This is a genomic window from Pseudomonas sp. PvP009, from assembly GCF_017832995.1.
GTDB classification, from domain to species: domain Bacteria; phylum Pseudomonadota; class Gammaproteobacteria; order Pseudomonadales; family Pseudomonadaceae; genus Aquipseudomonas; species Aquipseudomonas syringae.
The window spans coordinates 2,590,036-2,603,117 of record NZ_JAFIBG010000001.1; the positions used below are offsets into that span (position 1 = coordinate 2,590,036).

Sequence of the window (13,082 nt, forward strand, 5' to 3'; positions counted from 1 at the left end):
TTATTGACGGGGTAGCCACCAGTTCGCCAGATGCTGTACATGCTGCGCCTTGAGGATGGTGAAATGGTTGCCCGGCCCACGCCAGACAGTGAGGTCCGGGGCACACCGGCGCCAGCCGCTGACCATCGCCTGTTGTTCGCGCTGATTGCCCGCCGCATCCAGCACCGGGTCGTCAGCCAGCACCAGACGCACCGGTCCGGTGTAGATCTGCGACGGTTGATAACGCGTGCGCAACGCCGTACCGAAGGCCCGCGCAGGCCCACGCATCGCGTCCGGCGACGAACGCTGCGGCAGCATCCCTGCCCGCACCATTCCGGCGTGCAACAAGCGCATCTGGCCGATATCGTCCTGGGCCCTGAAGGCCGTGCGATCGATGCCCAGCGACTTGCCCGCAGCCAGCTCCATGGTCTCGATCAAACGTTCCAGTACGCCTATCGCGGTGTAAGGTTTGCCCACCACGCCGTTGCCGCCCGGCGACTCGCTGTCGATCAGTGTCAGCGAAGCCACTTCCCTGCCGCTTGCCGTCAGGCGCGTGGCCATTTCAAAGGCCACCCAGCCGCCGAACGAATGACCGAGCAGATGCACCGGCCCTTCGGGATGAGTGCTGTCGAGTGCTTGCAGATACGCTTCGGCGGCGGTTTCCACCAGGCTGTAAGGCACCGTGCGGCCATCCAGCCCGCGTGGTTGCAGCCCATGGATTGGCCAGTGCGGCCCAAGGGCATCGGCCAGGCTGATGAAGCCGGTCACACTGTCCCCTGCCCCCGGTACACAGAAAATTGGCGCGTGATCGCGACGTCCGCCCTGAATCGTCAGCAACGGCCGGTGGGCGCTTTCAGCCCCCCGCGGCCGATCGGGCAGATCAGCCAACGCCTGGCTGATCGCCTGACCCAGGCCCTCGATATGCGGCGGCTTCATCATGCTCAAGTGATCGCCCGCGACCTTGATACTGCGCAACTGACCGACTGGCAGGACGCTATCCCAACCCAGGTAACCGCTGTGTTTCTGCGAGTTGGGTTCCCACTCGATGGCGGTAAACAAGTGCAGCGGCACGCTGTTGGGATAAACCGTGTAATTGGCCTGCGCATGACCGTGAGCCACCTCTCGGTCGAGGTACCGCCAAAGATCCTCGGTCGTGTAGGTTTCCAGCTCCGGAGGCAGCGCACCCTGCTCACGACAGTGTTGCAGGAGCCCGGCGAAATCAAAGGCCTGCCGGTTTGTAAGCACTCGCTCAAGGGCCTCAAGGGCCTGCGTGCATTCGCCTCGTGCTCTCCAGAACTGCTCGCAGTGTTCCAGCAGGTGCTGACGGTGGGCGGTCTGCAGGTCCCAGCGTTCGCGACCCTGATCCACCAGGCGCGGCATGTAGGTGTCGAGCAGGCCGATAAACTCCACCTCCTCGTCCATACCCTCCAGCTGGATGGCGATTTCGTAGGCCAGAAGCCCACCGAACGACCAGCCCGCCAAGCGATAAGGTCCGTGCGGCTGAACGCTGCGCATCGCACTCAACAAGCGTGTTGCCAGGCATTCCATGGTCTGCAGCTGCTCCTGACCGAGGGGGATGCCGCTCAACCCGTAGACCGGAATATCGCTATCGATGTGCACCGCCAGCGCAGGGAAATGCACGTCCTGGCCAGTGAACTCATGAACCAGGAACAGCGGACGCTGACTACCGGTGGTACGCACCGGCACCAGTTGTTCATGAAGCTGCGGTGCAGCCTCTTTGCTGCGGCTGTCCAGCAGGCCCGCCAGGTCCGCGACGCTGGCGTGCTGGAAAACGTCGGCCAGAGACACCGACAAACCACTCTGTACCAGTTGGTTGACCAGTCGCACTGCCATCAGCGAGTGACCTCCGAGATTGAAGAAGCTGTCATAACGGCCCACCTGTTGTAATTCAAGTACTTGCGCCCAGGCTTTCGCCAGACGAATCTCCAACTCCCCTACCGGGGCTTCAAACGCATGGCTCGCGAACTGATCCGCCGTTGGTGCTGGCAGCGCCTGGACATCCACCTTGCCATTGAGCGTGAGCGGCAAATCTGGCAGGCAGATGAAGACGCTCGGGACCATGTATTCCGGCAATCCGGCGCTCAGTTGCGCACGCAAGGCCTCCGGCTCGGGTGCTTCAACGCCCGCATGCACGGTGTAATACGCCACCAGCCGCGTGTCGCCCGGGCTGTCTTCGCGCGCCACGACCACGGAGTTGCGTACGCCATCACACCCATGCAGGCTGCTTTCGACTTCCCCAAGCTCGACCCGGAAGCCGCGGACCTTCACCTGACCATCATTACGCGCCAGGTATTCGAGGTTGCCGTCCGGCAACCAGCGCGCCAGGTCGCCGGTGCGATAGAGCCGCGCCCCCGCCTGCTGACTGAACGGGTCGTCGCTGAAGCGTTCAGCAGTGAGTTCCGCGCGATTCAGGTAGCCAAGCGCGACGCCGACACCGCCGATATAGATCTCGCCAACGCTGCCCATCGGCACCGGCTCGCCGCACGCGTCGAGCAGATAGATGCGCACGTTGGCGTTGGGTTTGCCGATTGGCAGGCTCAGGGTGCCCGGCTGCACGTCGAACACTTCGTAACGAGTAGCGCACGTCGTGCCCTCGGTCGGGCCGTAGCCGTTGAACAGGCGCACTTGAGACGAATGCTCACGCACCCGGCGGAACGACGCCGGATCCGCCCGTTCGCCACCGCACTCCAGCATGCGCAAGCCCGCCAGCGCTTCGGGAATCAACCCGGCATGCAGGTTGAACAAGGCGGTCGAACTGAACATCACCGTCACTGCATGGCGTTTGAGCAAGGCGGCAAAGGCTGTCGGCTCAAGCAACACTGAAGGCTCGACGATTATCGACTGACCGCCGTTGAGCAAGGCACCCCAGATTTCCGGGCTGCTGGCGTCGAACGCCGGGTTGGAAGAAAACGCCACGCGGTCATCGGCACGGAAGTCATAGTTGTCCCGCACCAGCCGCACAATGCCGTTGTGGGTCACAATCACGCCCTTGGGCATGCCGGTGGAACCGGAGGTGTAGATGATGCACGCCGGAGTCTCGCCTGCGACCTCATCGGCAAGCGTGACTGGCACCTGGTGAGCCACTGATAGGTCCAGGTTGTCCAGATCGAGTCGCGGCGTCGTTTCAGGTGCCGTCAGCTCGCTGCGGGTCAGCAACATGAGTGCTTCGCTGTCCTCGAGCATGAAGCGCACACGCTCCTCGGGGGCCAGGCGATCCAGCGCCAGGTAAGCCGCGCCACACTTGAGCGTGGCCAGCATACCGGTCAATAGCTCCACCGAACGATCCAGCAGGATCGCCACTCGGGTTCCCGCTTTCACGCCGTGTTGGCGCAAGTGCTGAGCCAGGGTGTTGGCGCGGCTGTCGAGCTCGGCGTAGGTCAGCGTCTGCTCACCTTGACGGGCCGCAAGCGCCTGAGGTCGAGACGCTGCATGCGCCTCGAAAAGGCGATGCATCAGCTGACCCTGAGGGTAAGCACGTTCGGCTGCATTAAGACCGCTCAACAGGTGCTCGCGCTCGACCGCATCCACCAATGGCACGTGCTCCAGGATGCGGTGTTCATTGGCGACCATGGCTTCCAGCAATCGCTGGAAATAGCCCAGGTAACGGACCATGGTGCTTTCGTCGAACAGCGCCGTAGCGTATTCCAGCGTGCCGACCAATTGATCGCCGACCTCGGTCATGTCCAGCACCAGGTCGAACTTGGCCGTGTGGTCGTTCACCGCCAAGCCTTGCAGGTTCATATTGCCCAGCGCCAGATCGGACGTTTCGTTGTTCTGCCAGGACAACATGGCCTGGAAGATCGGGCTGTGGGACAGGCTGCGTTGCGGGCGAACCACCTCGACCACCTGTTCGAACGGCAGGTCCTGATGGGTCTGCGCTGCCAGCGTTTGGCGCTTGACCTGCTGCATCAATGCTTCGACGCTGGGTGCGCCGGAGAGATCGACGCGTATCGCCAGGGTGTTGACGAAGAACCCGATCAGGTCCTCCACCTCGGCACGCAGGCGGTTGGCTACTGGTGTACCGATCACCACATCGTCCTGACCGGCCAGACGCCCCAGCAGCGAGGCCCATGCAACCATCACGGTCATGAACAGCGTGCTGCCATGCCGCTGGCTCAGGGCCTTGAGGCCACGGGTCAGCTCTGCATCGAGCACCAGGCCGCGAATGTTGCCGCTGTAGTCCTGTTGTGCCGGGCGTGGCCGGTCGGTCGGCAAGGTCAGCAACGCTGGCGCACCGCCCAGGGCCTGCTGCCAGTACTGGCGCTGTTGCTGCAGCACGTCGCCGCTCAGCCAGTTGCGCTGCCACACGGCATAGTCGGCGTATTGCACCGGCAACGCGGGCAGCGGATCTTCGGCACCGGCACTGAACGCGGCATAGAGCGCACCCAGTTCTTGAGTCAGCACATCCGCAGACCAGCCGTCGGAGACTATATGGTGCATCGTCACCAGCAACACATGATCGTCGTCGGCCATGCGCACCAGGCGTCCGCGTACCAGCGGGCCGTTGAGCAGATCAAAGCCTTCGTTTGCCTCTTCAGCGGTGATGGCGAGCAGTTGCTCTTCAGCATCCGCCTGCCCGGTCAGCACCTGCAGTTGCAGGCTGAAACCGATATCGGCCGGGGCGATGCGCTGTACCGGATCCTGGTCCTGATCCTGCACAAAGGTCGTACGCAGCACTTCGTGGCGAGCCACGATACGGTCCAGCGCACGCTCCAAGGCAGATTTATCCAGAGCGCCACGTACACGTAGCCCAGCCGGAATATGGTAAGCCGCGCTGCCGCCTTCCAGCTGTGCGAGGAACCACAGACGCTGCTGGGAAAACGACAGCGGCAAGGCCTGATCACGGGACACCGGCACAATAGGTGGCTGAACGCTGCCTTTGGCTTCGGCGAGTATCCGTGCCATGGCGGCGAGCTCCGGCTGGGCAAAGATATCCGCCAGGCCCAGCTCGACGCTCAAGTGCTGGCGCACCTGGGAAATAAGACGCATCGCCAGCAGCGAGTGCCCGCCCAGTTCGAAGAACTGGTCATGACGGCCCACCTGTTCCAGATTGAGCAGGCTCTGCCAGATCTGCGCCAGCGCCAGCTCGGTGTCGCCTTGCGGTTCCACATGTTCGCGGCTGGCAAAGGCCTCGGCTTGCGGAGCCGGCAAGGCGCTGCGGTCAAGCTTGCGGTTCGGCGTCAACGGCAAGGCATCGAGGATCACGAACGCGCTCGGCAGCATGTATTCAGCCAGTTGCGGCGCCAGTTCGGTACGCAGGCTGGCGGCCGTCAGGTGCATATCCGGCTGCGCGACTACGTAGGCCACCAGACGTTTGTCTCCCGGATTATCTTCCCGAGCGATCACCACCGCTTCCTTGACCCCGGCGCAATTGCCCAGGCGTGCTTCGATTTCGCCCAGTTCGATACGGAAACCGCGCACCTTGACCTGGAAGTCGTTACGGCCCAGGTACTCGATGCGACCGTCGGCCATGTAGCGCGCCAGGTCGCCAGTTTTGTACATCCTGGCATCAGGGCTGTTGCTGAACGGATCCGCGAGGAAGCGCTCTGCGTTGACCTCGGCAAGGTTCAGGTAGCCTCGCGCCACGCCATCACCACCGATGAAAATCTCACCGGCCACGCCGTATGGCACCGGCTGCTGGTGAGCGTCGAGCAGGTAGATGCGCGTGTTGGCCATCGGTTTACCGATGGTCGCGTTACCGCTGCCTTCGCTGCCAGCCAAGGCGTCATGGCTGACGTAGGCGGCGGTACATGACACCGTCGCTTCGGTTGGCCCATAAGTGTTGATCAGGCGGGTATGCGCCGGGCGCACCTCGTCCCAGAGCTTGAGCTTCTGTGCTGACAGTGCATCGCCAGTGACGTTGATCAGACGTACATGTTGCAGGCGCTGAGCCGCCACCTGCGGTTGCTTGTGCCATTCGGCTACCAGCGTGTGCCAGTGGGCGGCGGTCAAGTGCAGGACGGTCGGATAAATATCGTAATCTTCAGAGCCTTCGCTGCCGAAGATCTCGCGACTTGGCGCCAGAGTGGCGCCAGCCAGCAGCGCCGGGAAGATCTCCTCCACCGAGAGGTCGAAGTTCAGGGTGTTCTGTTGCAGCACGGTGTCGCTCTGGGACAGGCCAAACAGGCGTGCAGCATCGACGCTGTAGTTGACCAGACCGCGATGTTCGATCATCACCCCCTTCGGATTGCCGGTGGAACCTGAGGTGTAGATCACATACGCCAGATTGCGCACGCCGAGTGCTTCCACCACCGGGTTGTCGTCACGCTCGGTAAAGGTGTTGCGCTGATCGTCGTCGAGCAACACCAGTGGCAAAGCAAGCGTCGGCAGGCGTTTCTGCAGATCACGCTGGGTCAGCAATGCCGTTGGCTGGCTGTCGTTGATCATGTAGGCCAGGCGCTCGGCCGGATACGCCGGGTCCAGCGGCACATAAGCCGCTCCTGCCTTGAGCACACCGAGCAAGCCGATCATCATTTCCACGCCACGCTCGACGCAGATAGCCACTCGATCATCCGGGCCAATGCCCAGGCCGATCAGGTGATGGGCCAGACGGTTAGCCTGACGGTCCAGTTCGGCATAGCTCAAGCGCTGCGCCTCGAAGGCCACGGCGATGGCGTCGGGCTGTACCTGGACCTTTTCTTCGAACAGCTGATGAATCGTGCAGTCCTGCGGGTAAGGCACATCGTTAGCGTTAAGCTCGACCAGCAGATGCTCGCGTTCCACCGCATCGAGCAACGGTACCTGTTCCAGCAACTGGCGGTCGTCGGCGACCATCGCTTCCAGCAGATGCTGGAAGTAGCCCAGGTAGCGCTGCATGGTGCGTTCGTCGAACAGTGCCGTGGCGTATTCCAGCGTGCCGATCAATTGATCGCCAACCTCGGTCATGTCCAGCGTCAGGTCGAACTTGGCCGTATGGCCTGCCACCGCGACGCCCTGCAGGGCCATGTCGCCAAGCGCCAGGTCGGACGCTTCGTTGTTCTGCCACGACAACATGGCCTGGAAGATCGGGCTGTGGGACAGGCTGCGTTGTGGGCGAACCACCTCGACCACCTGTTCGAACGGCAGGTCCTGATTCGCCTGGGCGGCCAGGGTCTGCTGTTTGACCTGCTGCAACAGGTTTTGCACGCTCGGTGTCCCCGAGAGGTCGACGCGCACGGCAAGGGTGTTGACGAAGAACCCGATCAGGTCCTCAACTTCGGCGCGCATGCGGTTGGCCACCGGCGTGCCGATGACCACGTCGTCCTGACCGGCCAGACGTCCCAGCAACGCCGCCCATGCGGCCATGACCGTCATAAACAGGCTGCTGCCATGCCGCTGGCTCAGCGCCTTGAGGCCACGGGTCAGGTCGGCGTCGAGCACCAGCCCGAGCAACTGACCACTGTAGTCCTGTTGTGCGGGACGTGGCCGGTCGCTCGGCAAGGTCAGCAAGGACGGCGCGCCGGCCAGAGTCTGCTGCCAGTACTGGCGTTGCTGTTGCAGTACGTCGCCGCTCAGCCAGTTGCGCTGCCACACGGCATAGTCGGCGTATTGCACCGGCAACGCGGGCAACGGATCTTCGGCACCGGCACTGAACGCGGCATAGAGCAGGCCCAGTTCACGGGTCAATACATCTGCGGACCAGCCGTCAGAGACGATGTGGTGCATGGTCACCAGCAACACATGGTCGTCATCGGCCAGGCATACCAAGCGTCCGCGCACCAGCGGGCCATTGAGCAGATCAAAGCCCTCTTCGGCCTCTTCTGTGGCGATGGCGAGCAATTGTTGTTCTGCATCGGCCTGCCCGGTCAGCACCTGAAGTTGCAGGCTGAAACCGATATCGGCCGGGGCGATACGCTGCAGCGGATCCTGGTCCTGCTCTTGTACAAAGGTCGTACGCAACGCCTCGTGGCGCGCAACGATGCGGTCCAGCGCTCGTTTCAATGCGTCCTGATCGAGGCTGCCGCGCAGACGCAGACCGGCTGGAATGTGATAAGCCGCACTGCCACCGTCCAGCTGTGCGAGGAACCACAGGCGTTGTTGGGCAAACGACAGCGGCAAAGCCTGATCGTGAGATACCGGCACGATGGGCTGCTGGCTGCTGCCGGCAGCGTGCGCCACTACCTCAGCCAGTGCCGCTAGCTCCGGCTGGGCGAAGATGTCCGCCAGGCTCAGCTCGACGCCCATGCGCTGACGCACCTGGGAAATCAGACGCATCGCCAGCAGCGAGTGCCCACCCAGTTCGAAGAAGTGGTCATGACGCCCTACTGCTTCCAGGTTGAGCAGGTTCTGCCATATCTGCGCCAGGGCTTTTTCGCTGGTGCCTTGCGGGGCGACATGTTGACGACTGGCAAAAGCATCGTCCGCCGGGGCCGGCAAGGCGTTGCGATCGAGTTTACGGTTAGGTGTCAGCGGCAGTGCATCGAGCAGCACGAACGCGCTCGGCAGCATGTATTCGGCCAGTTGCGGTGCCAGCTCGGCGCGCAGTCTGGCGACATCCAGACTCGCTTGTGGCTGGGCGATCACGTAGGCCACGAGACGTTTTTCACCGGGATTGTCCTCCCGAGCGATCACCACCGCTTCCTTGACCCCTTTGCAATTGCCGAGACGGGCTTCGATTTCGCCCAGTTCGATACGGAAACCGCGCACCTTGACCTGGAAGTCGTTACGGCCCAGGTATTCGATACGGCCGTCGACCATGTAGCGTGCCAGGTCACCGGTTTTGTACATTCTGGCATCAGGGCTGTTGCTGAACGGATCCGCGAGGAAGCGCTCTGCGTTGACCTCGGCAAGGTTCAGGTAACCCCGCGCTACCCCGTCGCCACCGATGAAAATCTCACCGGCCACGCCATACGGTACTGGCTGCTGGTGGGCATCAAGCAGGTAGATGCGCGTGTTGGCCATCGGTTTGCCGATGGTCGCGTTGCCGCTGCCTTCGCTGCCGGCCACGGCGTCATGGCTGACGTAAGCCGCAGTGCAAGACACCGTCGCCTCGGTTGGCCCATAGGTGTTGATCAGGCGCGTATGTGCCGGGCGCACCTCATCCCAGAGCTTGAGTTTCTGTGCCGACAATGCGTCACCGGTGACGTTGATCAGGCGCACCTCGGCCAAGCGTTGTTCAGCAGCCTGCGGCTGGTTGTGCCATTCGGCGACCAGCGTGTGCCAATGGGCAGCGGTCAAGTGCAGGACGGTCGGGTAAATGCCGTGATTTTCAGTGCCTTCACTGCCGAAGATCTCGCGGCTTGGCGCCAGGGTTGCACCGGCCAGGAGTGCCGGGAAGATTTCCTCCACCGAAAGGTCGAAGTTAAGAGTGTTCTGTTGCAGCACGGTGTCGCTCTGGGACAGGCCAAACAGGCGTGCAGCATCGACGCTGTAGTTGACCAGACCGCGATGCTCGATCATCACCCCCTTCGGATTACCAGTAGAACCCGAGGTGTAGATCACATACGCCAGGTTGCGCACGCCGAGAGTCGCTACGACCGGGTTGTCATCACACTCGGTGAAGCCTTGGCAATGCTCGTCGTCGAGCAATACCAGCGGCATGGACAGTGCTGGCAAACGCTCCTGCAGGCCGCGCTGGGTGAGCAACGCCGATGGCTGGCTATCGTTGATCATGTACGCCAGACGCTCGGCCGGATATGCCGGGTCCAACGGCACATAGGCGGCGCCGGCTTTGAGCACACCGAGCAGCCCGACTATCATTTTCACCCCACGTTCGACGCAGATCGCCACCCGATCATCCGGGCCGATGCCCATGCCGATCAGGTGATGAGCCAGGCGGTTGGCCTGACGGTTCAGTTCGGCATAGCTCAAGCGTTGTGCCTGGAAGGCCACGGCAATGGCGTCGGGCTGGGCCTGGACCTTTTCTTCGAATAGCTGATGAATCGTGGCGTCTTGCGGGTAAGGCACGTCGGTAGCGTTAAGGTCGACCAGCAGATGCTTGCGTTCCACCGTATCGAGCAGTGGCACCTGTTCCAGTACCTGGCGATCATCGGCGACCATGGCGTGCAGCAAGCGCTGCAAGTACCCCAGATAACGCGCGATGGTGCTTTCGTCGAACAACGCAGTGGCGTATTCCAGCGAACCGAACAGTTGGCCCTGGGCTTCGCCGATGTCCAGCGAGAGATCGAACTTGGACAGCGTATGGCCAGCGCTCAGGCTTTCCAGTTGCAGATCGCCGAGGGCGAAATCCCCGCCGCCCATGTCCTGCCAACTGAGCATGGCCTGGAACACCGGGCTGTGCGACAGGCTGCGCACCGGCTTGATCACTTCCACCACTTGCTCGAACGGCAGGTCCTGATGGTCCTGAGCGCCTAACGTGTTGGTCTTGACCCGCGCCAGCAGCGTCTCTGCCGTGGGCTTGTCGCTGAGGTCGACGCGGATCGCCAGGGTATTGACGAACAGGCCCACCAATCCTTCGACTTCACTGCGTGTACGGTTGGCCACCGGCGTGCCGATGACCACGTCGTCCTGACCGGACAGACGTCCCAACAGCGCAGCCCAGGCCGCCATTGCAGTCATGAACAGGGTGCTGCCGTGACGTTGGCTCAAGGCCTTGAGGCCGCGAGTCAGGTCCTGGTCGAAAACGATGGGCAGCACCGCGCCGGCATAGTCCTGCTGCGCCGGACGCGCCCGGTCGGTGGGCAGCATCAGCAGCGCCGGAGCATCTGCCAGGGTTTGCTGCCAGTAGTCGCTTTGTTGCTGTAGCAAATCGCCGCTCAACCAGCGACGCTGCCACACCGCGTAGTCCAGGTAGTGCAGCGTCAGAGGCGTCAGCGGGTCGTCCTGGCCCTGACTGAATGCCGCATAGAGCGCGGCCAGTTCACGGGTCAGCACGCCAATCGACCAGCCATCGGAAACGATGTGGTGCATGGTCAGCAACAGGACGTGATGGTCCTCGGCCATACGAATCAGGCGGCCACGGATCAACGGGCCCTGTTCCAGATCGAAGCTTTGCAGCGACTCTTCGCTGGCCAGTGCCTGAAGCTTCTCTTTGGCTTCCACCAGCCCTTGCAGATCATGCAGTTGCAGGTTGAAGCCGGCATCCGCCGGGCTGATCCGTTGCAATGGCTGTTCGTCATCGCCCTGAATGAAGGTGGTGCGCAAGCCCTCATGGCGCGCGACGATGCGCTCCAGCGCCCGTTGCATCGCCGTACGGTCCAGCTCGCCATGCAGGCTCAGGCCGATAGGCATGTGATAGGCCGCGCTGGCGCCTTCCATCTGCGCGAGGAACCACAGACGTTGCTGGCCGAACGACAGTGGCCAGGCCTGATCGCGTGCCACTGGCACGATATCCGGCAGGATGCTGCGTCCGGCGCGGGCGATGGCCAGTGCCAGGGCGCTTAGTTCGGGGTGGGCAAACAGCGCGGCCAGGCTCAGTTCGACACCCAGTTGCTGGCGAATCTGCGAAATCAAACGCATGGCCAGCAACGAGTGGCCACCGAGTTCGAAGAACTGGTCGTGACGGCTGATGCGTTCAACCGAGAGCAAGTCGCTCCAGATTCCCGCCAGCAGGGTTTCGGTTTCGCCTTGCGGGGCTTCATAACCACGGCGGATCAGTGCATCGGCGTCCGGTGCTGGCAAGACCTTGCGGTCCAGCTTGCCGTTCGGCGTCAGCGGCAGTGCGTCGAGCAGCACATAGGCCACCGGGATCATATGCGCCGGCAATTGCTCCTGCAGCCAGGCGCGAAGGCTGTCGATATCTACCGAAGCATGCCCTGCGCTCAGTGTGTAATAAGCCACCAGACGCTTGTCACCCGGAACATCTTCGCGGGCAGCCACCACTGCTTCATGAATGGCTGGGTGTTTGGCCAAGCGTGCATCGATCTCGCCCAGCTCGATGCGGAAGCCGCGGATTTTCACCTGATCGTCGTTACGACCCAGGTACTGGATATTGCCATCCGCCAGATAGCGACCCAGGTCGCCGGTGCGGTACATGCGTGCCGCTGGGTTTTGGCTAAACGGGTCCTTGAGGAAGCGTTCGGCAGTGAGGTCGTCACGGTTCAGGTAGCCACGAGCCACACCGGCACCGCCGATGTAGATTTCACCCGCAACACCCAGTGGAACAGGCTGCTGTTGCTCATCCAGCAGATAAAACTGTGTGTTGCCAACCGGTTTGCCGATGTGTGGAGCGAAGCCGTCTTCGCGATCCATGGCCACCCAGCTTGAATAGGTGGTGGTTTCAGACGGGCCATAGAGGTTGCACAGGCGCTGCACGCCAGTCTTCTCGAACAGCGATTCCACCAGGCTACGCTTGAGCGCTTCACCGGCCACGTTCACCGTGTGAACCGTTGCCAGCAGACCGTCAACGTCCAGTAGTGCTTTCAGCGCCGACGGTACCGTGTTGATCAGGCCGATATCGTGCTCGCCGTGTTGCAGTTCAAGGACGTTTTTAACGACGTCGATGCTGCCGCCCGACGTTAGCGGCGCAAAGCACTCGTAGACCGCAAGATCGAAGTTCAGCGAGGTAGAGAAGAGTGTTTTTTCCAGAGCAGACGCATCGAAAGCACTATGCGCCCAGCTCAGGAAGTTCACGGTGTTGCGGTGTTCGATCATCACGCCTTTCGGCAAGCCGGTCGAACCCGAGGTGTAGATCAGGTAGGCCAGATGTGCGGAAGTCAGCCCCGGTACCTGCGGATTCTGGACGGATTCGTCCTGCCAATCGCTCAGGTCAAGATTGATGACTGGCACCGAAACGTCGGCCAGCAAGCCCTGAGTAGCGGTGTGAGCCAGCACGGCTGCCGGAGCGCTGTCCTGCAACATGTACGCAATACGCTCCGCTGGATACGCCGGGTCGAGCGGCACGTAACCGCCGCCCGCCTTGAGGATCGCCAGCAAACCGACGACCATTTCCGCGCCGCGTTCTACACAGATTCCGACTCTGGAATCCGGCTGCACACCCTGCTTGCGCAAGGCATGGGCAAGACGGTTGGTCTGCTCGTTAAGCTCGCGGTACGTCAGGCGCTGTTCGCCGTGCACCACTGCCAGTGCTTCCGGTGTGCGCTTGGCTTGCGCTTCGAATAAGCCATGAATGGTCTGTTCGTGCGGGTAATCCAGAGCGGTGTCGTTGAACTGCACCAGCAACTGCTCACGCTCGTCGACCGGCA

The 13,082-nt window shown here is 62.3% G+C and carries 1 protein-coding gene (running past one end of the window); it reads right to left on the bottom strand.

From position 1 onward, the window contains the following. On the bottom strand, positions 1–13,082 hold the end of the coding sequence (gene sypC, locus JOE29_RS11555; RefSeq protein WP_210079524.1) for a syringopeptin non-ribosomal peptide synthetase SypC. Its footprint extends 27,478 nt past the window's final position; 13,082 of the gene's 40,560 nt are visible here — the last part of the coding sequence; its start codon lies beyond the right edge, outside the window — the gene reads right to left on this strand; the stop codon is at positions 1–3.